At 45.6% G+C, this 22,555-nt stretch carries 21 protein-coding genes; 2 read left to right on the top strand and 19 right to left on the bottom strand.

Going from position 1 to position 22,555, the window contains the following annotated elements; translation table 11 throughout:
- Nucleotides 1–78 precede the first annotated feature (78 nt).
- From MKY24_RS14080 to MKY24_RS14110, 7 genes are all read right to left on the bottom strand, one after another.
- The gene (locus MKY24_RS14080) at nucleotides 79–3,150 is read right to left on the bottom strand and encodes a X2-like carbohydrate binding domain-containing protein (protein ID WP_339200215.1); all 3,072 of its coding nucleotides are present in this window, start codon (nucleotides 3,148–3,150) and stop codon (nucleotides 79–81) included.
- Between the two features lie 472 nt (nucleotides 3,151–3,622).
- Nucleotides 3,623–4,795 (bottom strand): M20 family metallopeptidase, encoded by a 1,173-nt coding sequence (locus MKY24_RS14085; protein WP_339200216.1) that lies wholly within the window; start codon nucleotides 4,793–4,795, stop codon nucleotides 3,623–3,625.
- Between the two features lie 114 nt (nucleotides 4,796–4,909).
- Nucleotides 4,910–7,042, bottom strand: a complete 2,133-nt coding sequence (locus MKY24_RS14090) for a dipeptide ABC transporter ATP-binding protein (RefSeq protein ID WP_339200217.1) — start codon at nucleotides 7,040–7,042, stop codon at nucleotides 4,910–4,912.
- A 45-nt stretch (nucleotides 7,043–7,087) separates the two neighbouring features.
- Entirely contained in the window at nucleotides 7,088–7,984 is an 897-nt protein-coding gene (locus tag MKY24_RS14095; protein ID WP_339200218.1) for an ABC transporter permease, read from the bottom strand.
- 30 nt (nucleotides 7,985–8,014) lie between these two features.
- A complete protein-coding gene (locus tag MKY24_RS14100) occupies nucleotides 8,015–8,941 on the bottom strand; it encodes an ABC transporter permease (RefSeq protein ID WP_023988940.1) in 927 nt (308 codons plus the stop codon).
- 50 nt (nucleotides 8,942–8,991) lie between these two features.
- On the bottom strand, nucleotides 8,992–10,635 hold the full coding sequence (locus tag MKY24_RS14105; protein ID WP_339200219.1) for an ABC transporter substrate-binding protein: 1,644 nt from the start codon (nucleotides 10,633–10,635) through the stop codon (nucleotides 8,992–8,994).
- A gap of 258 nt (nucleotides 10,636–10,893) precedes the next feature.
- Complete coding sequence (locus MKY24_RS14110; RefSeq protein ID WP_339200220.1) at nucleotides 10,894–11,403, bottom strand: GNAT family N-acetyltransferase; 510 nt, start codon at nucleotides 11,401–11,403, stop codon at nucleotides 10,894–10,896.
- Between the two features lie 116 nt (nucleotides 11,404–11,519).
- Between MKY24_RS14110 and xerS the strand changes: the two genes are divergently transcribed.
- Nucleotides 11,520–12,620: a tyrosine recombinase XerS gene (xerS, locus tag MKY24_RS14115; RefSeq protein ID WP_339200221.1), complete on the top strand. Its 1,101-nt coding sequence runs from the start codon at nucleotides 11,520–11,522 to the stop codon at nucleotides 12,618–12,620.
- A 4-nt stretch (nucleotides 12,621–12,624) separates the two neighbouring features.
- On the opposite strand, the gene mobB is transcribed toward xerS, so the two are convergent.
- The 11 genes from mobB to MKY24_RS14170 all read right to left on the bottom strand — a co-directional run bounded on the left by mobB (nucleotide 12,625) and on the right by MKY24_RS14170 (nucleotide 20,570).
- Nucleotides 12,625–13,173, bottom strand: a complete 549-nt coding sequence (gene mobB / locus MKY24_RS14120) for a molybdopterin-guanine dinucleotide biosynthesis protein B (protein WP_339200222.1) — start codon at nucleotides 13,171–13,173, stop codon at nucleotides 12,625–12,627.
- Nucleotides 13,170–14,447: a gephyrin-like molybdotransferase Glp gene (gene glp, locus MKY24_RS14125; RefSeq protein WP_076159570.1), complete on the bottom strand. Its 1,278-nt coding sequence runs from the start codon at nucleotides 14,445–14,447 to the stop codon at nucleotides 13,170–13,172. Before glp ends, mobB begins: the two co-directional genes overlap by 4 nt.
- A gap of 357 nt (nucleotides 14,448–14,804) precedes the next feature.
- Nucleotides 14,805–14,936, bottom strand: a complete 132-nt coding sequence (locus tag MKY24_RS14130; RefSeq protein WP_023988946.1) for a hypothetical protein — start codon at nucleotides 14,934–14,936, stop codon at nucleotides 14,805–14,807.
- On the bottom strand, nucleotides 14,909–15,457 hold the full coding sequence (locus MKY24_RS14135; RefSeq protein ID WP_339200223.1) for an accessory gene regulator B family protein: 549 nt from the start codon (nucleotides 15,455–15,457) through the stop codon (nucleotides 14,909–14,911). The genes MKY24_RS14130 and MKY24_RS14135 overlap by 28 nt, the downstream gene beginning before the upstream one ends.
- Nucleotides 15,408–16,121 carry a hypothetical protein gene (locus tag MKY24_RS14140; protein WP_339200224.1) on the bottom strand — a complete coding sequence of 238 codons (714 nt, stop codon included), beginning with the start codon at nucleotides 16,119–16,121 and terminating at the stop codon, nucleotides 15,408–15,410. The genes MKY24_RS14135 and MKY24_RS14140 overlap by 50 nt, the downstream gene beginning before the upstream one ends.
- 192 nt (nucleotides 16,122–16,313) lie before the next feature.
- The gene (locus MKY24_RS14145) at nucleotides 16,314–16,766 is read right to left on the bottom strand and encodes an SRPBCC domain-containing protein (protein WP_339200225.1); all 453 of its coding nucleotides are present in this window, start codon (nucleotides 16,764–16,766) and stop codon (nucleotides 16,314–16,316) included.
- Nucleotides 16,767–16,952: 186 nt separating this feature from the next.
- Complete coding sequence (locus tag MKY24_RS14150) at nucleotides 16,953–17,708, bottom strand: DUF4247 domain-containing protein (protein WP_339200226.1); 756 nt, start codon at nucleotides 17,706–17,708, stop codon at nucleotides 16,953–16,955.
- 13 nt (nucleotides 17,709–17,721) lie between these two features.
- Entirely contained in the window at nucleotides 17,722–18,228 is a 507-nt protein-coding gene (locus tag MKY24_RS14155; protein ID WP_053325589.1) for a DUF4178 domain-containing protein, read from the bottom strand.
- A gap of 24 nt (nucleotides 18,229–18,252) precedes the next feature.
- Nucleotides 18,253–18,660 carry a DUF350 domain-containing protein gene (locus MKY24_RS14160; protein WP_013310484.1) on the bottom strand — a complete coding sequence of 136 codons (408 nt, stop codon included), beginning with the start codon at nucleotides 18,658–18,660 and terminating at the stop codon, nucleotides 18,253–18,255.
- 131 nt (nucleotides 18,661–18,791) lie between these two features.
- Nucleotides 18,792–19,460, bottom strand: coding sequence for a PspA/IM30 family protein (locus MKY24_RS14165; protein WP_013310486.1), 669 nt, complete (start codon nucleotides 19,458–19,460; stop codon nucleotides 18,792–18,794).
- An 87-nt stretch (nucleotides 19,461–19,547) separates the two neighbouring features.
- Nucleotides 19,548–20,570, bottom strand: coding sequence for an NADH:flavin oxidoreductase/NADH oxidase (locus MKY24_RS14170; protein WP_023988950.1), 1,023 nt, complete (start codon nucleotides 20,568–20,570; stop codon nucleotides 19,548–19,550).
- A 305-nt stretch (nucleotides 20,571–20,875) separates the two neighbouring features.
- On the opposite strand from MKY24_RS14170, the gene MKY24_RS14175 reads away from it, so the two are divergent.
- A complete protein-coding gene (locus MKY24_RS14175; RefSeq protein WP_028541698.1) occupies nucleotides 20,876–21,682 on the top strand; it encodes a polysaccharide deacetylase family protein in 807 nt (268 codons plus the stop codon).
- A gap of 198 nt (nucleotides 21,683–21,880) precedes the next feature.
- Here the strand turns inward: MKY24_RS14175 and MKY24_RS14180 are convergent, their stop codons facing one another.
- A complete protein-coding gene (locus MKY24_RS14180) occupies nucleotides 21,881–22,549 on the bottom strand; it encodes a 3D domain-containing protein (RefSeq protein WP_023988952.1) in 669 nt (222 codons plus the stop codon).
- Between the last annotated feature and the right edge of the window lie 6 nt (nucleotides 22,550–22,555).

The raw sequence follows: 22,555 nt of genomic DNA on the forward strand, positions 1-22,555 counted from the left end.
ATGCGGGACAACAGGTCGTCAAAAATAAAGCCAGCTCACTCATTAGAGTGGCTGACTTAGGATTATCCTTATTAAGGTTTAGGGCTCAATTCCCCATTGCTTGCTTCCAGACAGGTAAGCGGTTATTTTAGCAGAATCTTGTAAAACGTTTGCTGTGGGATTAAATGAATAATCATCGGTTTGTGTGTAACTGCTCCAGTCCTCTTTGGATATCCGGGTTTGCAACTCCACACTTTGACCGGGTTCTAAAGAACCCGCAGCCGATTTAAACCCGATTTCTGCATAAGAATCTGCCCCTGGCTTCGCATTGGATAATGTTTTGAAGCTAGCAATCACATTCCCTGTACCGACGCTCGACCAATCCGTGAAGAAATTTTGTGCTTTCTCCCCGTTAATGGTGTAATAATAACGCAATGTCACGTCTGCTAGGGAAATTGATGAGGTTCCCGTATTGGTTATTTTAAATTTGGAACTGATTGTATTGCTTGTGGCGGATACATTCCCATTGAAGGTTTGCACCTTCAGAACGCCCTCGCCTGTTCCCGGCTCACTTGGCGTATCCTCTTTCACCGTAATCGTAAACAACGCATCATTGCCTGTACTAAAATGGAAGTTTAGTGCTGTCTCTCCTTTAGGAAGTTTAGATAAATACTTGTTGGTAAGAACGACTGTTTCTTCACTAAGCGTATAATCTTCACCTTTGTTCAACACCACACTCCCCTGCTTAATAGCTTCTAGCGTATTGCCGTTAAGTGTTAGCTTGACAGTAAGATCCGTATTGCTGGTATCCACTCCATAGGTTGCAGTCGTTGGTGTAATACTTGCTTGCCCGGTAGACGGCTGATCACCACCCACACGATCTGCCACCAGAATGCCGCGGCCATTCGTTCCCAGATAAGCACGTCCATAAACCCGAGGGTCCCCAATAATTTTGGTCACTCGAGCATATTGATGCTTGTCGTCATTAATGCGCGCCCAGTTTGCGCCAGCATCGTCCGAACGGTAAAATCCACGTGTACCATCAATTTTACCAACGATAAATACCGCTGCATTCGTACGGTTCGGCGCTGCCTTACCAAAGCCTACAAAATCCGCTTCCTGCACATTATCGAGTTTGGTGAATGTAACACCTGAATCCTTGGAATGCCATAAGCCGTATGGTCCTCCATCCTCGGAGCCTCCGGCGAACCACACATCTCCTTCTGCTCCTCGTACAGCATCAATATCAGCATTGCCTGCTGTCGGTAAGCCAGTTGCCGCTGATGGCGTAAAGGATACGCCTCCATTGGTGCTCACATATATTTTCCCGGAGGAAAATGCGTAATATTTATTAGGGTTCACTCGGTCAGAGACGATCTTTGCATTCGCTGGAATCCCTGTGCTTGCTGTCCATGAGTTGCCGCCAGTTTTGGAGTAGAACACACCTTTGTCTGATGTACTCCACAGCAAGCCATTACCATCTGCTGCTACGGCGATGCTGCCTCCTCCTGCTGTACCGGGAGGCTCGCTATTTGCTTTATACCAGTTGGCTCCTCCATCATTGGAAAAACCGATGGATTTGGCATTTGGATCTTTTTTATAATCCGCTTTACCTACTCGGGCCATAAAAGAAGGATTCAGCTCGGCATAATCAATGCTTTCGCTGCTTGTAAAGGTCGGATTATCCAGCATTTTAGCTGGAGCCTTGAATAAATCGTCATGTCTGAATCCAGAGACATCACCTACTGCGCTCACCAAAGGCGCGCCGGTTGGAGGGCTCACCAGATCCAAAATTGCCGTTTCCTCTACCCCTTTAGCGGCTACTGAAATATCCAGCTTTCCGCCTTTATCCCAATTGGTCAGATTTTTAGAGCCATAAATCGTAGCTCCGGTGCCGTACAACATATGGTCTGAATTAAATGGATCTATCTCCAGATCTCCAATCATCCACCCCAGCTTGGGCGATACTTCCGGTGGTGCAGGGTTGGCATTGAAAGTCAGCCAAGGCGCACCGCTTATATCCAGATTGTATTTCAGCTTACGAGACGGATAACCATCAAATTCCCAAATAGGACTCCAAGTTGCCCCACTATCAGTGCTGCGATAAATCGTTTCATCCGGCCACCAGGCATTCAACGTAGCAACCATGAGTGTACCTGGCTTCTGGGCATCCACCGTCAGTCCACCATATCCAAAATGATTGTCCGCACTACTGCTACCTACGGGGCTAATGTTAGTCCATTGCCCGCTTGCTGTATTCAATTTCCACAGTTCACCCTTTGATCCATCATATGGACCTGCTCCATCGCTATAAGAAATATATAGATTGCCGTCCGGTGATAACACACCGTGATGTGGCAAATAGCCCGTAGGCTGTCCCGCTATAGCAGACCAGGTTGTCCCGCCATCTGTACTGCGATAGACACTTTGCTTTTTATCTGCAACACCTACATAGATCGTCTGCGTTGCTTTATTGGAAGAGCCTGTTTTTTTGTCAAAGGTGATCCACGCTAAACCGACAATGTCGCTGGTATATTCATTGGAAGGGTCCTGTACATACGTCCCTGGATTCGGGAAACTGCTTACCTTGCTCCAAGTTGCTCCAAAATCAGAGCTTTTCCATAGTCCATTACCACTTCGAGCTCCAAAGAACAAAATATTATTCTTATTTGGATCAATCGTCAGACGTTCACCCATTGAACGCCCCGGCATATTGCCCCCCACCTTAAAAGGAAGCTTGGTTGTCTGCCACGTATTGCCCCTGTCGGTGGAACGCATAATTTGCCCATTTTGTTTATCCCATGAATTAGTATACGTACCTGTAGCTATATATACACGATTCGGATCAACAGGATCAGTCGCTAGTGCATCGACACCATTTTTGTTCCAATCCTCCCAGCCCACAGAATCCGTCAGCGGAATCCAACTCTCATTGGCAGCATTCCAGCGGTAAGCTCCTCCAATATCTGTACGGGCATAGATCAGGTCTTTTTCCGTTTCATTAAAAATAATGCCAGGTACAAAACCACCTCCTCCACCCGTAACCACACTTTTCCAACTGTAATCGTCACTTGGAGCAGCATGAGTCGGCGCTATCATTCCTGTCCAGGAAGCACCCGCTACCACAAGCGCCAAACAAGCAATTCTCAACCTGTTTTTTGCCTTAGTCAATGAATTCAACCTCCTTCTTCATTATCAATTGAATATGCGAGTCATTTTGAGATAAAAGTAATCACCCGATTCTGAATTCGTTCCTATCGTTATCGTTGCTTCTCACAATTCTGACAAATGTCCTCTCAGACTCACCCCCATTCATTCCCAATAAATACGGTGCAACACCGGTTTTGTTAGCGCTTACATCGGTGTCTTGCTCAATAGATTCGTCATCTTTTTCCCATTTCCTTGTGCGAAAAATCAAGATAATACAATTTTATCTCCTGCTCCGCAGCTTATAATAGGAGGTTTGAACTTCCCTCAGAGTTAATACCTTTTATTTAATTCTATTATGAATTTTTCATATAGTGAATTAATTACTTAATTTTCATTCTTTATGGGTGTCAAAATACTTGGATTTACAACAAAAAACCGCGCTATGCGCGGTTCCAGCTTCGTTAATATGTCGTCAGTCATAAACATATGCCTATTATTGCAAGTATTCAAGCGCCAGTGCTAAAAAAATATGCCCTGAGACGAGCAATGCCCGCTCATCAAAATCAAAGTGAGGATGGTGATGAGCAAAATGCGTTCGTTCATCCTCATTGCGTGCACCCACATGAATGAAGGCTCCCGGTCGATGCTCCAAATAATAAGCAAAATCCTCTGCTCCCATGACCAGCTTCAAATCCAAAAAAGCGTCTGCTCCATACAGTCTGCCGATGAGCTCGCGTACACGTTCCGTTTCGGCTTCGGCATTCACCAAAGAAGGATAGCCATTCAGATAGTCAATTTCGTATCCGGCATGATAAGCCTCAGTCAACCCCTTGACGATACTGCGAATTTCATTCTCGACTTCCTTACGCACTTCCTTATTAAACGTACGTACGGTGCCTTCAATTTTAGCCTTATCTGCAATCACATTAAAGGCAGTTCCAGCTTGAAATACCCCAATAGTTAACACTGCTGATTCAATAGGGTCCACCCTGCGACTAACCACCTGCTGCAACCCGTTCACAATTTGACTGCCGATAACAATAGAGTCCACCGTCTGATGCGGTCGTGCGCCATGCCCGCCTTTACCGTTGATCTGGATCGTAAACGCGTCGACAGCCGCCATCGCAGGCCCACTCTTTAATCCAATTTTACCAAAAGGAATTTCAGATGCGAGGTGAATACCATATACCGCCTCTACCCCATCCAGACAGCCATCCTCAATCATAAACTTGGCTCCGCCAGGCGGTTTTTCTTCCGCATGTTGAAAAATAAACACAAGCTTTCCCTTCAGCGCCTCACGGTTATGGCTCAACACGCGTGCCACTCCAAGTAACGCAGCCGTGTGACCATCATGTCCGCAGGCATGCATAACGCCCGGAACGGTCGATTTATAAGGCACATCCTTTTCATCCTGAATGGGAAGTGCATCAAAATCAGCACGAAATGCAATCGTTCTACCTGGCTGACCGCCTTCTAAAAACCCGAGCACACCGTTTCCACCCACATTCGTTCTTACCTCAATACCAAAAGAGCGCAATTGATCGGCGATAAATGCAGACGTATTCGTTTCTTCAAAAGACAGCTCGGGATGCTGATGTAGATGTCTTCTCCACGCAATCAGCTCTTGTTCATCATCTTTTAATTCCTGAACCCATTTATCTATCATAATACCCTCTTTTACTATTGAATTTATATACTTCTATCCTTATCTTACCATGAACGGCCTGTAGAATGTAGCTCTCTTATCATGCCGATAGCAGATCAAAGGAAGGGGTTGAACCTAGGCCGGGTAATGACAAGCGGCATAATGTCCTGTGCTAATCGCTGTCAGCTCAGGTGCTTCCTCACGACAACGCGAGGTCGCTAGTGGACAGCGGGTATGAAAACGACAGCCGGATGGCGGCTTCGCAGGCGAAGGAATCTCACCTTGTACCGTAATTAGCTCCCGACGGTTTTTCGGATTTGGGTTAGGTATCGAGGCAACAAGCCCCCGGGTATACGGATGGGCAGGATGCCTGAACAACTCGTCACTTGGCGCAATTTCTACAAGTTTCCCCAAGTACATAACCCCTATCCGATCTGAAATATGGCGGACAATGTGCAATCCGTGTGCAATAAACAAATAGGTTGTATCCAGCTTACGCTGTAAGTCCTGAAGCAGATTGACAATTTGTGACTGAACGGAAACATCCAAAGCCGACACTGCCTCATCCGCCAAAATAAACTGCGGTTGCAGAGCAATGGCACGGGCTATCCCGATTCGCTGCCGCTGTCCTCCCGAAAATTCATGCGGAAACCGCGTAACCAGCGAAGGTGATAATCCAACAGCGCTCAGGAGTTCTTCCACCCGTTCCTGCTTTGCCTTGCCATACAACCCTTCATGAACCGCAAGCGGCTCCCCTATGATATCTCCCACATTCCACCGTGGATCAAGTGATCCGTAGGGGTCTTGAAAAATCATCTGCATATCACAGCGAACGGATCGCAACTCAGAATTTCCTAAACGTGTCAGCTCCCGATCCTGGAACCATACCTGCCCTGAGGTCGGACGTTCCAGCTGCATCAGCAGCCGGCCTAAAGTAGACTTACCGCTGCCGGATTCTCCGACCAATCCAAAGGTTTCGCCCTGCCGGATTGAGAACGATACATCATCCACCGCCCGGATCGAAGCACCCGTCCGACCGGGAAAGCTTTTTTTCACCGGATAATACTTGCGAATTCCATCCACTCTAAACAAGTCCTGCTTGTTCTGGACGGTTTCCGTGATAGTCTCATTGGATTTAGGGGAGTTCTTTACCTGTACGCCATGACTGCTCACCTTAGCCCCATCAACAGCAGATACGTTCGTCAATTCTTCCTTTACTTCGGTTGCCTTTGCAACAGCATTTGCCGTGATCTGCCCTTTCATCGATAGCTCTGTAATATGCCACTCGTCGGAGGCAGCCAATTGCTCCGAATGCCAGCAAGCTACCTCGCGTTCATCCTTGGCTGCCAGCGGTGGCGCTTCGTTTTTGCATTGATCTGTCGCATGCGGGCAACGCGGGTGAAACAAGCAGCCGGAAGGCAATGCACTCAGGCTCGGAATTGCCCCCGGGATCGAAAACAGCTTGCTGCTGCGATCTGTATCCAGTGTTGCCACCGAACGAAGTAACCCTCTAGTGTAAGGGTGCAATGGCAGCTCGAACAGTTCTTCCGTTACTGCTTGCTCCACAACTCGACCGGCATACATCACAACAATTCGATCCGCAACCTCTGCGGCAATACCCAAATCATGCGTAATCAACAGAATCGACATGTTGAATTCTGTCTTTAATTCCTGAAGCAATTGCAAAATTTGTGACTGAATCGTTACATCCAGCGCCGTCGTTGGTTCATCCGCTATTAGCAGCTCAGGGCCACATGAAAGTGCCATTGCAATCATCGCCCGTTGCAGCATCCCACCGGACAGCTCTCCGGGGTACTGCTTCATACGAATTTCCGGTTCAGGAATCCCTACCCTGTTCAGCAAATGAACCGCATGAGCCCATGCTTGCTTTCGTGTCTTCCGGTCATGCTCCATGATGATTTCTATCAGCTGATACCCGATAGTGTACACCGGATCAAACGCCGACATCGGCTCCTGAAATACCATCGCCATCTTTTTACCACGAAGTGAGCGTAATTCCTGCTGTGACAAAACGGTCAAATCTATGCCCTGCAACCGTATTTGTCCTTGGGCAATTCGTCCGTTCTCATAATCGATTAGCCGCATAATCGCCTTGGAGGTAATCGTTTTTCCGCTGCCAGATTCACCGACGAGGCAGACCGTTTCTCCCGCCCTGATCGTCAGTGATACGTTGTCGAGTGCTTGCAGCAAACCTTTTTTAGTATGAAAATCGACCGACAAATGTTCAATCTCCAGCAATGATGACAAACGAACTCCCTCCTTCTATAGCACTTAAGAATAGGCTTCCTGATGCTAGTTTGCGTTCTTTTTCGGGTCCAACTGGTCTCTCAGCTTGTCGCCCAAAATATTGACTGACAACACAAACAACGTAATGGCTAGGCCAGGAAAGGTACATATCCACCAAGCTACTGTCAAATATCCTCGTCCTTGAGACAATACTGTTCCCCAATCTGGAATTTCCTTTACCGTGCCAAGTCCCAGAAAGCTTAATCCCGATCCGGCCAAAATAGCGCTACCGATGCCAAGCGTCGCCATCACGAGCAAAGGGGACAAGGAATTAGGAAGCACATGACGCCAAAAGATGCCGAAAGGTGTAACTCCGATGGAACGCGAAGCAATGACGTAAGAACGTCCTTTTATACTCATGATTTGGCCTCGCATAACTCTTGCATAACCGGGGACAGCAGATATGGCTACCGCCAGCACAATATTGAACAAGCTTGGGCCAAGAGCCGCCGCAATCGCCAAAGCCAGCAGAATTCCGGGAATAGTCATCAAAATATCAATAAATCGCATCAGTATCGAATCCACTGTACCGCCAATGTAACCTGAGAGCGCACCAATAATTCCACCCACCAGACCGCCGACGAGTACCGACATGAAGCCAATAAACAGAGAATCCCGACTTCCGTGAACAACCAGACTGAATACATCCCGCCCAAAATAGTCCGTTCCGAACCAGTGAGAAGCACTTGGGCCTTGTAAAATATGGTCGCTTAACATTTCTGTGGGTGCATAAGAAGCAATCCATTGTGGAAACGCCGCACAGACGATTACGAACACAATAATCAGTCCCGCCGCATATACGAACCCATCCGACACTCCACCGAGTTGCCACCTTCCAGTTTGCCGAGCTACCCGCAGCTTTCTTTCCTTCCAAATTGTTTTGGCAGCCATTGTTTCTCTCAACCGACTTCCTCCTCCCTGAATCCTTCCGGCTTACGCCGAGCGTCTAACCCTTGGATCAATGAACGTATACGATATATCCACCAGTAGATTTACGATCACATACATGATGGCAGAGAACAATACAACTCCCTGCACAACTGGCAAGTCTTTAGCCATAATTGCGTCCGCAATTAAACGCCCAATGCCTTGCCGTGAAAATACCGTCTCACTCACAACTGCTCCGGCCAGCATTTCTCCCATCAGCATCCCGATCATCGTTATCGCTGGAATCAACGCATTGCGTAGCGCATGGCGATACATAATAACCTTCTCAGACAAACCCTTGGAACGGAGCGTTACGATGAACTGCTCATTAATGACTTCCAGCATACTGTTACGCACCATTCTGACAATGAACCCTGCACCGACAATGCCCAAAGTGAGAGACGGAAGCACAAGAGTTTTCCAACCGTCCGAGCCCATAGCAGGCAGCCATCCCAAGTGAATGGAGAAAATAAGCAACAGCAGAATGCCTGACCAGAATGTGGGCATAGAAATGCCGAACAATCCAACGATTCGAGCGATGATATCAATCGGTTTATCCCGATGAATGGCCGACAGCACTCCAAGCAGGACACCAATAATGACCGAAATAGCAGAACCGGCAAGCGTCAGCGCCAGTGTAGGCGGGAGATTGACCCATATTTTAGGCAGCACCGGATCAGCATTGAGCAGTGATTTTCCAAAATCACCTTGTAGCAGATTTCCGAAATAGTTCAAAAACTGAACATGAAAAGGCTGATCCACTCCCAGCTTATGACGCAAATTGGCGATCATCTCTGGCGTGGCCGTTGAAGGGTCAAGAATCGAATCCACCGGGTCCCCCGGGAGCAGATACAAAATGCTGAATACTAAAATGCAGGAACCCAGAATGACCAACAAAGAAGTAACCAGTCTTTCTGCAACAGCTCTGATCATAGCCCACACTCCTTCCTTACTGGATGGTCCCCAGAAATTATTTAGCAATACTATTTTTGAATACGCACATCGTTAAAGAGCGGATAACCCACTAAATCGAATTTGAGACCCTGCACTGACTTGGCTGCTCCAACCGTATAAGGGAAAACATAAATCGGAATGATGACGGCCTGATCACGTATTAGCTGTTGCACCTTTTTATAAATCTCCTCCCGCTTGGCATCGTCCTGTTCAATAGCTCCCTGCTCCAACAGCTTGTCGACCTCTGGATTGGAGAAGTTAGGAAGTGTAGGCCGCTGATTTGGTGCCGCTGTGTGGTAAAAAGCATATAAAGCGTTCGGGTCCACATTGACCTGGCTATTTCCGTAGAAATCATAGTTTCCGTTCGTATATACAACTGTTGCAATATCCTTGGTAATTTCAATCTTCACATCAACACCGATTTTCTTCAGCTGCTGCTGAATAATGGCTGCAATGTCGTTCCGTTTTTCACGGTTCGGTGTGCCGTCTACATAATGCAGCGTAAGACGTTGTCCATCCTTCACCCGGAAACCATCCGTTCCCTTAACCCACCCCAACTCATCCAGTAACTGATTGGCCTTGTTAAGATCAGGCTGTAAACCGTTTTCCAGTGATTTATCATATCCAAAAATACCTGGAGTGAGTGGCGACCAAGCCTGTTCATAAGTTCCTAGATACAGCGTTTTGACGACCGTCCCCACATCAATACCATATTGTAATGCCTGCCTCGCCTTTAATTCATTCCACGGTGTCTTCTTTTGGTTAATGAACAGCGTATATGGCAGTCCTAGGGTATTGACCTGCAACAATTGGAAATTAGGGTCACTCTTCAACGTTAAAATGTTCTGCGGTGGGACGGTTTCAGCGGCCAAAGCCTGCCCACTCTGCACACTGCCGATCCGGGTCGCCTCCTCCGGAACAATTTTAAAGGTCACGCTGTCCAAATACGGTGCCCCCTGATTCTCAATAGTTTCCGGTGCCCATTTGTAATCCGGGTTACGTTCGATTTTGATTTCTGCATTTTCGTCCCATTTTACAAACTTAAAGGGGCCTGTACCCACTGGATGCTTACCGAATTGATCTCCATATTTTCTAACTCCTGCTGGCGAAACAATGGCTACAGCCGGAACACTTAAATTGCTCAAAAATGCCTGCGATGGTCGTTTCAGATTCAATTTAATCGTGTATTCGTCAATCACCTGTGAGGATTCATAGGGAGCCAGCAAGTTAGCGGCATTACCTACTACGGCTTGCGGATCAATAATCCGATCATAGCTAAATTTGACGGCTTCCGCATTGAACGGAGTTCCGTCATGGAACTTAACATCCTTGCGCAGCTTGAATGTATAGCTTTTGCCATCCTCGGAAACGCTCCATTCGGTTGCCAGCCAAGGCTTAATCGTATTGTCCGGTAGCTTTACCACCAAGTTATCGAATATCGCACGATATACCCGAGATGCTACTGCCAATCCACTCTTATGCGGGTCCAGTGAATCCGGCGATGTTGCCAGTGCATAGGTAAGATCTCCACCTTCTGCAGCTTGCCCGCCTCCCGCTGCATTCGCCTCAGTATTCGTAGAATTGGCCCCGCTATTACCCGAGCATGCCGATAAGACCAGCACCATCGACAGGGTTAAAGCTACCATTTTTGCAAATCGACTTGTTCGTTTCACCTAAAAACACTCTCCGATCTGATGGGTGATGTTATGATTACATTGCATTTTTGGAGCCGATGTTTCATTGTTGATAATTCCAATCAGATATATATGAATTATGTTAATAACTGTATACCTGCGTCTTTATAGTGTCAATGCAGGTTCTAATTGGAATGCTCTATAGATGGATAGAAGACTTGAATTGACAACAAAAAAAGAGCCGATAGGATACTCTCCCCGACTCTTTTTCATTACTTAATTTCTATTTCGAATTTTTCAGGTATTGAAAAACTGACTGATATTCCCTCTTACCGGATGTGTCTGTTCCCTGTACTCACCTTTCGTATAGCTTCCAATCACCTTACGCCAAAAGGACTGTGCCGGCCTATTCGTGCTCATTTGGGTCACCTTCCAACGTCCGTTAAAACGTCCAAACAGCTCATGAGCCGCCCAAGTCCCAACCCCATTATGCCGATAAGGACGAAGTACAAAGAACTCAGCCATGTAGTAGTCAGCTTCTCGATTGCTGGACATTCGGTCAACGAGTGCAAAACCCACAGGAATATCCTGTCTCCAAATCAGAAAAGGTAGCTTCTGTTCACCGCTCGTCCAATATTGATACAAGTCTGGATAAGCCGGGAATGTCCCCTTCTCAGTGACATCAATTCGAAGATAGGTTGTAAAATCATATAAATAAAATTGCATGAGCTGTACAATAATGTCCTTTTGCGACTCCGGTACACTCTTAATAGACAGCTTCAGTTCCGATTTGATATTATACCCCATACTTTCACCTCTCTTGGCGGTTCAATCTGTTCTTTAACTTCGAATTACATCCCATCCAGTGCTGTTCAAAATATGCTAAAATACATATATATTATGACCGGACGAGGTGGAACTCAATGAATATACAAAAGATCATCGACCGGCGCAAACTAGATGAAAAAATGCCGGGATTACCATGGTACGTGCAGCAATTTATGGATTATAAGCTGCCCGACCTGTCCCCTTCCACATTACTAGAATATGTGCGGGATTACGAAGCTTTCTTTTCATGGCTTCGCGCGGAAGACTTGTCCACCGGAGAAACGAATGCCCAAGTTACACTGGAAGAGTTGGAGACACTTCATATGGACAGTATTACAGGCTTTCGATTATTCCTGTCTACTAAGCGCGAAGGCTCCAACTCCCGTATTACCATTTCACGTAAGCTATCGTCTCTGCGTTCGCTTTTTCATTATTTAAGTCAGATCGCTGAGGATGAAAATTTTTATCCGTTGCTCAAACGCAACATTATGGCTAAGGTCGAAATCAAGCGTATACATAAACCCAAGGATACGGCGGCTAAGCTTAAAGGTAAAATACTGGAAGAGGAAGAACTGCTTGAATTCATCGGTTATATTTATGAAGGCTATGGTCAAGATTTGGCCGATAACAAGCAGGCTTTATACTCCTATGAACTAAATAAGGAACGGGATGCCTGCATCGCCAGCCTCATTCTGAACTCAGGCCTGCGCGTATCTGAAATCGTCAATCTGAATCTGGACGATTTAGACATAAACAATAAACTATTATATGTGTACCGCAAAGGCAATAACGACGAAACCTTTAAAACGCCGGTGTATTTCCGCGAGCAATCCAAAGATGATCTCGTACTTTATTTGTCCCTGAGACATACCCGTTACCGCGCTCCAAAAAAAGAAAAGGCTCTCTTTGTCACACGTCCTAACGGCAGTACAGAAGGCAAACGAATGACCAAAAGAGCGATTCAGGCAATGATCATTAAGTACGCCAAACGGTTCGGCAAGCCTTACCTTACCGTGCATAAGCTTCGTCATTCCTTTGCTACTGACTATTATTTACAAAATGATATTTACAAAACAAAGGAACAGCTGGGGCACGCTTCGACAGAAACAACAGAAGTGTATGCTCACCTGACTGACAAAACCATGTCTCAGGCGATCGAACGGCGGGTAGAGACTCTAACCGACTCAGCCGATTGATGTCTCACCCCTGCTCATTCCTCATTCCTTCTATCTGCTTTTGAGTCTGTTCGAGTAGCCAGCGGCCTGCGGGTCCGTTGGCCTCGGCAGGAAATATCTGTATCATTTCATCTGAGTAGTGACCTTGAGCCCAATCCATTTGATGCTCCCAAACCGCTACTCCCTGTACATTTGTCAGCTTATCGGTAAGCTGAGCATCCGATTGTTCCCGCACCATGACCAGCTTCGGATAATCCTCTTGCTTGAAGCCTTCTAGCAACACACAATCATAGGCCTGAAAATGCCGGATCAGTCCGGTGACAGGCTGACTATTCTCCTCTAAAATGGCTGTTCTTCCAGCCGAAACAATAGCTATGCCTTCAGCACCCGCCTGTCGGTGCTTGAACGTATCTGTACCCTCATGATCCATTTCAAATTCATGTCCATCATGCTTAATCACTGCTACGCGTAGACCTGACTTCTGCACATAACGAATCAATCCTCCGAGAAAGGTCGTTTTTCCCGTATTTTTGAATCCGACGATTTGACATACAAATGGATGTTTCGTATTCACGTCACCTGTCCACCTTGTAACACCAGTACACGCACCTCTTCACCTTCGCGTAATCCTTCTGTTGTGGGAGGAATCACGATCAGACAGTCGCTGTCCTTAATGGTCACCATGACACTGGATTCATCTACTCGCGCAGGAATCGCGTATACTTGTCCACCACGTATCTCCAGAGAGCTGCGTACAAAGCGTGTATAGTTGTTTACCTTCATATAATCTGCGCCTAACTTCGCCGTCCAGGTTTGTAAATATGGATGTGCCGAAGATACCATCATTTGGATCGTCGGCCGTACAAACAGCTCACAGCCTACAAAGCACGCACCGGGGTTGCCTGAAAGCGCAAATAACAGCTTGCCGTCAATCACTGCGGCTGTGGTCACACTTCCTGGACGCATCGTAACCTTGTTGAACAGCATATTCACATCTTCCTGTCGTACCAGATCACCCATAATATCAAAATCCCCCACTGATACTCCTCCACTCGTGACCACGATATCATAGGCAGCTATCGCTTCACGTACAGAAGTACGGGCAAGGCTCAAATCATCATGAATGGCTTGTAAAATAAACGGCTCTCCTCCTGCCTCTCTAATTTGAGAAGCCAACATATATGTATTACTGTTTCGAATTTTCCCCGGTTGTAACGGCTCATCCACTGCAAGTAATTCCGATCCTGTAGAAAAAACGGCCACCTTTGGCTTCCTGTAAACAGGTACCCGGTGTACTCCAAAAGTAGCCAGTACCGAGATGTGCCCTGCTCCCAGGCAGGTTCCCTTACTAAGCAAAAGCCGACCTTCCTGAATCTCATGACCAATCTGTGTCACATTTTTGCCAACTTCTATACGCTTCTTCAAGCCGACATATGTCTGTCCGTTTTCCTCACGCAGCTGTGTCGCTTCCAGCATGACAACCGTGTCCGCTCCTTCAGGTAATTGCGCTCCTGTCATGATGCGGGCAGCCATTCCAGTCTCCACCCGCTTGTCCGATACGGTGCCACATGGAATTTCATCAATCACATGTAGCCAGATTTCCTGACCGGATGAGCACACTTCGGTGTCCGAGCCTAGGATCGCATAACCGTCCATACCTGACCGACGAAAACGGGGATACGGGTGTGGTGCGGTCAAATCCATCGCCAAATAACGTCCATGCGCCTGCTCCAGCTCTACGTCTTCCCTTTCACCCTGTTTAACATAGCTAGCTATCCTGCTTTGTGCCTCTTCCACCTGAACTGCTTTACGCTGGAATTTTTCTGCGTTTAATGATGTATGATTCATAATCTCACTCCGTTCTTCTAAAATGCCCTCTTTCTGTTATAACGCTAAAACCGTTATCTGGCAAATCCGGGCGGAGTTTAGAACGTCAAACTCGGCTGCTTTTCCCCGTGCTGTTGCGTGTTTTGGGCTTACTATATAAGTATGTTGGCAATAAAATAACCCGTGAATTCCACGGGTCATTTCCATAACTTTATAAGTGCTTCAAGCTTATTATGAGAAATAGAGCAAGTGAAGCTTCGAATCGTACCAGGCCTTCAAATGCGCTAGACTCGATCTCACAGCTGAAAAGCTTCCTTACAAGCCTGTGCAGTTACCCCGATCGTATAAGAACAATGTCTAGAGTAACGCGGTACATAATCAGTTCTTTTCTTTTTTCTTGAGCTCTGCCGGTATCGGTTTAGCGCCAAATACTGTTTTTTCGTTTTTGGTAGATTCGTTAGCGTATTTTCCCAGTCTTAAATTTAAAGCTCTCGCCAATTTCTTATCCATTTTCGTTCACCTCCTTTCCATAAAGGAAGAATACTGAATGCTTGAATAGCTAAAGATAAGCATATTATGTGGGATTGTACAAAAAAATTCACCACACAAATTAAAACACATACCGTTTTATAATATTTGTGGTTATTGGTCTTATGAATATAAATAAAATGATTGGGTGCATAAACTAAAAACACTAATACTGAACAAGCATTAATAATCAAAATCGTTGATAAATTTAAAGAGACGAGAGGTATAGTTACACATATTGCCGTTGTAAAACAGACACAAAATGTAAGATTACTGAAGTGTGCCCCTCCTGAAAATCTTCTTACAAACATGATAGTAACCAGAGCAAATAACGATCCCCAAAAATGCCCGGTCATCCAAGCGATAACCGCAACCATTAGTATCGATGATACTTCGGTAATTTTTATACCAAGCGCATACTCCATCACTTCTACACTTGTTGGACCATCAGGATCAGCTTTTTTTATTTCCGTTGCGATGTACCTTGATAGCGCTTCTAGCACCCTCATAATCTCCTCTCTCTGAAAAGAAATACGACACGCCGAAAGTAAGCAATGAAATGGATAGTAATCCTATTGTATTTGAGCTATAGATCATATACAAAGTAATAAAAATGGTGACAGCTGATATTAGAGCACCTAGAATCAACATTTTATTTAGGGATGATAAGTAATTTTCGGCTCTTAAAAAATCATGTGGAGGCTGAATTATAAACGAGAAACCAAAGTTATATTTTCCCATTATATAAGAAATAAAGCACGCAATAATAATAGAAGTTAACTGAATAACGTAAATAGAAGAGCCAGAAGTATCATTAATAGCACCTGGTTCTGCTACTCCAAAAAAATACGCAAACAGAAATACAAAAAGTTGTAAATTAATGTAGGCCGTTAGACCAGAACCAGCAGAAAAAGCTGCTAGATGGGTTTTGATCCCTAAACCAAATCTAAAAAAGATAACCATTAACAAATACTGAAGCGGCAAATCTAATTTAGGCAAGCCTATAACTTCCCTCATTAGAAAGGAAAACAAAGCTATGCCAATTGCATAAAATAATATTTTTCTACGATATTCCCTCACGGGAAGCATATAAAGCTTTAAGACCAAAATAACAGCGGCCAAAGCATCGAATACACCAAGTGATATATATAAAAAAGCAGATAACACAGATACACCATCCTCTTATTTCGCCTGTTGTAATTGTATATTTTACTATTAGATGTGGCAATGAAATAATCTAGTAAACTGGTAATATTTGTTTTTATGTAAGGTAAATATTTATTTTTGTCATCAAAAAATATAAAAAGAACGATTTTAAAATCGTCCTCTTGTTGCAGTTTTAGCCTGGAACCTTCTGAATTATCTATCTGGCATCATCCTTTTGTCGAGCTGCTCAAGTACAAGCGGCCAAGCCTGCTCATGTTGGTTTCTTGAATTCTCGTCTGGTAAACCTGCATGCGTTAAGTAAAGATGCGTGCCATTACCGCGAGGTTTAAGCTCAACAGTGAGAACTGTTTCAGCTCCCTTGGTACCGCCTTCGCCAGTAATCCAAGTCAGCTCGATCAGTCGGTTTTGCTCAAGTCTTAGAAATCTTCCGTAATGTGGATGACGCTTCCCCTCAAAATGCGTTTCGAAAAAGAAGGTCATGTTCACTTCAGCCTCCATTAATACTGATCCTGGGGCTGCAAACCAACTGTCAAACTGCTTCGTCCAAGCCTGATACAGGACATTCAGAGAACACTCCATTTTTCGTTCCACCATTAGATTAAATGGTCTTTGTGAAAGATCTGGCCAAGAAATAGATTGTACCATTTAATTTTCAATCCCTTCAATCAAACAAAGTTTTGATTATCTCTACATTATTATATCCATAAAAGTGTAGGTTTGGCTGTGCCGCTAGATGATCACCAACGTCATCTCTAAAAATAAAAAAAGGAACTGTGCATCAGTACCACAGTTCCGCGAATCTTTTGTTTTCAAATAAATTGACGATACCCATTATCGTCGACTTCGTCGGCTGATTTTACCTGAACCGCTACGTGTTTTGGGCTTACTATAAGATCTACGCGGCGAATCAAATATGCTGGAACCGTCGCTGTCGCTCCGGTCACGTGAAATCGAGCCTCTGCTCGGTGAACTGCTGGACCCTCTGTCAAACAAACTTCCGCTTGATCCAACGCTAGAATCCGAGTTCTTTCCTCTACGGGTAACCGAACCTTTCCGCTCCACCGTAATCGGCGGAATTGCCTTTTTCTCCTGCACTGTAGGAGCACGATATTGGCCCTGAGAAGGTCGGTATACATCTCTGCTGGAGTAGCCTCGATAGGAGCCTGAACCACGCAACGAATCAAACAGAGCATCTAGTACAGTTGCGGTTAAGTATCCTTTTACAAAGCTTGAACTGTAATTTTGTTCGACATACTTTTTACTGTCAATTTCAATGAGTGTATCTTCCTTCTTAGCTGGATCTTGCTGCAAATGGTACCACTCATCGCTATATACCAGAAACATCCGCTCATTGCTCTGCGGTGACATTTGTTCCGGTGTACGCTGTTCTTTCAATTCCTCCGCTACTTCCGGGACTGTCTTGCCAGCTGCCCGGTATACATACGAGGTCGAGTTTCCGCTGCCACTAACCGATTCCAGCGGATACGTATCTTTTACACTTGGCGCGCCGCAGCCGCTTAACACGGATACGAACAAGCTCAGCGCCACAATGACCTTTAATGCATACTGCCAGGTGCGTTTGCTCATGTGTAACCCTCTCCTAGCTTGCCCGAATAACCTTGACGTCTCCGGTAATCACTTCTTCTCCTTCATAAAGCATAAAGCGACCGTCCTGCCACTCTACTCGCAACAGATGGTAATCATCAGACTGGTACTGCCACACATGCTGCTCTCCACCCTGTCGGAAAGGAGCACGGCCCATGACGGTAACATGCCCAGAATACTGCTCCTCCAAATGATACGTTGTATCATCCAACTCTAAAATGGTCGGCACTTCCTCAGGGTTGTCAAGTCTGCCGTCGATGGCCTGATATAGTCCAAATTGCAGTGTTTCCCGTTCCTCAATATGAAGATAACTGACTTGATTACCATCCTGAAGCGTCAAAACAACGGCATTCCGGGCACGATTATGTACACGACCTACCACTTCATAGGTGACAAGCGACACTTCACAGATATCACCTGGATTTAAGTGAAGCATGCTTTTCTCTGCTTTCGGCGGCTCCGGCTTAGCAAATAGATTTGAAATTCGTTTCCACACACTCATGGTTATATTCCTGCCTTTCTTAGCCTAGAAGCATGCTGTAATGATCAAGGCGCCAACCAGATGCAGCGCTCCTGAAAACAGACCGAAACCAATTTTACCTTCCTGTGTCCCTTTATCCAGATCAAACTGAGCCCAGTACCGCAACAGCAGACGTACAATAACTTCCAAAACAAGCAGGATGACAAAGGCAATCACAGAATACACAAGCGCTTCGAGCAAATTATTAGCTGTAGCGATAGAGCCTGACAAGATATAACCTTGTGCAACTAACTTCATAATCATTCGTACCGTTACGGCCATATTTCCAGCCTTCACTTCGGCAAAATCCTTATACTTCGTAAATAAAGAGTCGACATACATTAATGCGAAGATCAAAATAGCCCCCGCACCAGTCCATACAAGCATTGCTTTCATCGTTTCTAAAAAATGCATTTCATACCATCCTCCACATCTTCTTGACCTTCATATAATGTTTTACGCCTCCAGGCAGGGAAAAGCGAAGGAGAAAACGTTTCTCCTTCGCTTCCTGAGCAATCACTCTTGGCGGCACTGCTAAAATGTTCTTATTTATTTTCGTATTGCTTCAACAAAGCGGCAAGCTCATCGTCCACGGCGCTTTTCTTATCCAGCTCCTTGAACTCCTCATCCAACGATTTTTCCTTAGAAGACATTTCGTTGCTCGCTTCGGCACGTGCTTCTGCTTGCAGCATTTTTTCTTCCATACGCTTCAATCCGGCAGTTGCCGTATCAGAGCTAAAACCGTTCATAGCTTTGTTAATTTCAGTTTGCGCTTTAGCTGCATTATAACGGGCAACCAGTGTCTCGCGCTTGTTTTTCATTTCTGTCAGCTGTCTGCGCATTTCATCCAGCTTGCCACGCAGGTTATCGGCTGCAGCTTTGTTCTGTTCGTAACCAGCTTTGAACTCATTCATTTTTTGTTCAGCAGATTTCTTTTCTTCCAGCGCGCGACGAGCCAGATCTACATTTTGTGCTTTTGCAGCGGTATGTGCCTGTTCTTCGCGTTTCTTTACCAAAGCAGCCTGTTCTTCGTATTGCTGTTTGAATCTCTTTTCAATAGCAATTTGAGCGGCTACCGCTTTCTCTGCATCTTCCAGGTCCTCTTGCATATCACGAATGTATTGATCCGTCATTTTAATTGGATCTTCTGCCTTGTCAATAATGGCGTTAATGTTGGACATCGTAAGATCTCTTAATCGTTTGAAAATAGACATGTGAAGTTCCTCCTAGAGTTGAATGCTTAAATTTTAAGCTCTGTACACATGTTTACGCAAGCTTTGCAAAGAGGGTTTCAAAAATATCTAAAAGCCGCGCAAATAAGGCTCTGGGATGTCGGCCTGTACTTTTAGCTCCCGCGATGCATGCAACGCCCAATAGGGATCACGCAGCATGGCACGGCCTATTGCTACCAGATCAGCTTCTTTCTGCTGAACAACCCGACGGGCGTCCTCATAATCATCCAGTAAGCCAACAGCAATTACAGGTACATTCAGCTTTTCACGGATGGTATGAGCCAAATCCACCTGATAGCCGGCACGCGCAGACGGGCCTCCGCCAGAACCAATCGGACCCTCACCACCAGAAGAGATATGGAAAATGTCCACACCCGCATCACGATATCGTTCCCCTACGCCTGTTATGTATTCCACATTATATCCATCCTCGACGTATTCTTTGGCAGATATCCGCATAAGCACAGGCATATCAGCAGGAAGAACCTCTTTAACAGCATGTATGACCTCAACACCGAACAGTGACAAATCCTGCCCATATTCATCTTCTCTGGCATTTGTTAAAGGCGAATGAAATTGATGGATCAGATAGCCGTGAGCGCCATGTATCTCGACCGTGTCAAAACCTGCTTCCACCGCGCGGCGCGCGCCTTCTTTGTATGCCTGAACCAGTTCCCTGACTTCAGCTGTCTTTAAGGCGTGCGGCTCTTTAAAGCGTTCGCTAAAAGGAATCGAGGAAGGACCCACAGGTTGCTCAGCATCTTCAGCCTTGCGTCCAGCGTGGCCTAGTTGAATGCCAATTTTGGCACCATACTTGTGAACTTCCTCTACAATCTTACGATATGCAGGAATATGTTCGTCACTCCAAATACCCAAATCACGATCTGTAATACGTCCATCTGGATGGACCGCTGTCATTTCCACAATAATAAGTCCAGTGCCTCCTACTGCCCGGCTCACATAATGGACATGATGCCAATCCGTTGGATTTCCGTCCTTGGCCTCCACGCTGTATTGGCACATCGGGGGCATGACAATCCGATTTTTTAAAGAAAGCCCCTTTAATTGATAAGGAGTAAACAAGTCGGTCACTTTTATCCATCCTTCCTTCAATTCCATGTCTGTACAATTATGAATTGCATCCCCATTATACACCAGCTGTCACGGTATACCGAATTCGTTGTAAGGCTAAAACTTGCGAAAATGCTCCTGTTTTCGGTCATGTTTAAGAGAATATGTACGTTTAGCTCCATCATCTTCATTGATAATCGTTTCATCGTGGACTTCTTTCCAGTCGTTTATGAGCCGAACTTGGTAACCAGCATATTTTTAATAGGACAGGTACATAATAGTCGAGAGCACCACTAGGTATCACTGCACGGAAAGGGGGGATACATATGCCGTACAGGGGAGTGTTGCCAGGCTTGGCACTGTTACTAGCATTTTCAAGTTTACCCGTTCACGCGGATGCGCCTCCCAACATCGGAACGCCCCATCCCAAGGAAGCAACTGTTGCTTCTTCTGTACAACAGAGCATAGATCGAGCAACTCCTACATTAGCAATGCTGCGAAAAAAACATGCGGACATTTTTAAAATGTGCGGCCCACACACCCGCCAAATTGCCCTAACCTTTGATGATGTGCCCGATTCTAGGTATACGCCGCAGGTTTTGGACGTATTACACGCCAATGGCATCAAAGCTACATTTTTCATCGTCGGTCACCGTGCGGAAAAGCATCCGGGGATCATACGCCGTATTATCCGTGAAGGCCATGCTATAGGAAACCATTCCTATACTCATCCGGATTTTAGGAAGGCCACACCAGAACGCTTTCGCAACCAGATTACAAAAACAGAACGTATTTTACAAGCCAGCGCAGGTTTTCGCCCCAAGTTGATTCGTCCACCCTACGGTGAAATCACGGAGCCTCAAATCCAGTGGGCACGTCGTCATGGCTACATGATTGTCAATTGGAATGTAGACTCTCTCGACTGGAAGGGACTAAGTAAAACACAAATTCAGCGCAATGTGATCCCAGCTACTGGGCCTGGCTCTATTATTTTAATGCACGCAGGTGGAGGTCAAAGTTCCAACTTGCAAGGCACTGTCCAAGCTCTGCCGGGTCTAATTCACTCTCTAAAAGCTAAGGGCTACAAATTTGTGACAGTCCCCCGGCTACTCCACACATCGGAACAGAAATAACCATATGTTTATGATTGAGCTACAAGCTAAAGCAACGTAAAAAGGCTGTCTTACCAGCAGAAGTTTTCTGCTCGTCAAGACAGCCTTTTTTATGGATAGGACCTGATAAGAGTCTGACCTAGTTATATGCGGTAGGATACAGGCATTAAGTTTACATAATATATATTATGTTTAATTAAACCATATACACGTATAATGCTATTTATCAATAACGTACAGCTTCACATTTTGAAATCCAAAGTCGTTCACAAATGATTTGTTGCCAGGAATAAAGATATCAATCCGTTTTCCTGTAATGGCGCTGCCCTGATCACGAGCGACAGCTACAAAAGAATGATCCGGCAAACCTGGGTGGGAATAGCCTGTAACCAGCACTTTCGTGCCCATCGGAATGACGTTCGGGTCTACCGCAATTGTACCTAGTTTAAGCGGATTGCCGTAGTAGTCCACAGCTCCCCATTTACCATTCTCATCGGCTGCGGCAGAATACGCAGTAGCCTTAACGTCAACTATTTTGCTATAGTTAAATGTTTTGCCCCACGCTTCAATCGTTGGCCCCTCATTCGCTGGTGCTTTCTCCGTAAGAAGCTGAGGCTTCGAATCCGAAGCTGCATTCACACTTTTTTCACCAGGTACCTTAATTTGCAGACCTGCATATATATTGTTAGAGGCAATGTTTGGGTTCGCCTTCGTCAGCTCGTCCACTGATACTCCATAACGTTGAGCAAGCAAAAAGAAGGTATCGCCATCTTTGGCAGTATGAAGCGAAGCAGCATCCGCTACTCCAGCTGTCTGTGCCAGCCCTGCAATGGCTGCGGCAAGCACCGCAAATTTCATGGTTTTTCCAATATGTTTTAGATGTTTCAAAGATAT

Origin of the sequence: Paenibacillus sp. FSL P2-0322, assembly GCF_037975315.1 — a bacterium.
In the GTDB taxonomy this organism is placed as follows: Bacteria; Bacillota; Bacilli; order Paenibacillales; family Paenibacillaceae; genus Paenibacillus; species Paenibacillus polymyxa_B.

Excerpts from the sequence above, each read along its gene's own strand:
- MKY24_RS14130 (WP_023988946.1), bottom strand. The coding sequence starts at position 14,936 with ATGGATAAGAAATTGGCGAGAGCTTTAAATTTAAGACTGGGAAAATAC.
- MKY24_RS14085 (WP_339200216.1), bottom strand. The coding sequence starts at position 4,795 with ATGATAGATAAATGGGTTCAGGAATTAAAAGATGATGAACAAGAGCTG.
- MKY24_RS14150 (WP_339200226.1), bottom strand. The coding sequence starts at position 17,708 with ATGAGCAAACGCACCTGGCAGTATGCATTAAAGGTCATTGTGGCGCTG.
- MKY24_RS14145 (WP_339200225.1), bottom strand. The coding sequence starts at position 16,766 with ATGGTACAATCTATTTCTTGGCCAGATCTTTCACAAAGACCATTTAAT.
- MKY24_RS14165 (WP_013310486.1), bottom strand. The coding sequence starts at position 19,460 with ATGTCTATTTTCAAACGATTAAGAGATCTTACGATGTCCAACATTAAC.
- MKY24_RS14155 (WP_053325589.1), bottom strand. The coding sequence starts at position 18,228 with ATGAGTGTGTGGAAACGAATTTCAAATCTATTTGCTAAGCCGGAGCCG.
- MKY24_RS14160 (WP_013310484.1), bottom strand. The coding sequence starts at position 18,660 with ATGCATTTTTTAGAAACGATGAAAGCAATGCTTGTATGGACTGGTGCG.
- glp (WP_076159570.1), bottom strand. The coding sequence starts at position 14,447 with ATGAATCATACATCATTAAACGCAGAAAAATTCCAGCGTAAAGCAGTT.
- MKY24_RS14175 (WP_028541698.1), top strand. The coding sequence starts at position 20,876 with ATGCCGTACAGGGGAGTGTTGCCAGGCTTGGCACTGTTACTAGCATTT.
- MKY24_RS14100 (WP_023988940.1), bottom strand. The coding sequence starts at position 8,941 with ATGATCAGAGCTGTTGCAGAAAGACTGGTTACTTCTTTGTTGGTCATT.
- xerS (WP_339200221.1), top strand. The coding sequence starts at position 11,520 with ATGAATATACAAAAGATCATCGACCGGCGCAAACTAGATGAAAAAATG.
- MKY24_RS14110 (WP_339200220.1), bottom strand. The coding sequence starts at position 11,403 with ATGGGGTATAATATCAAATCGGAACTGAAGCTGTCTATTAAGAGTGTA.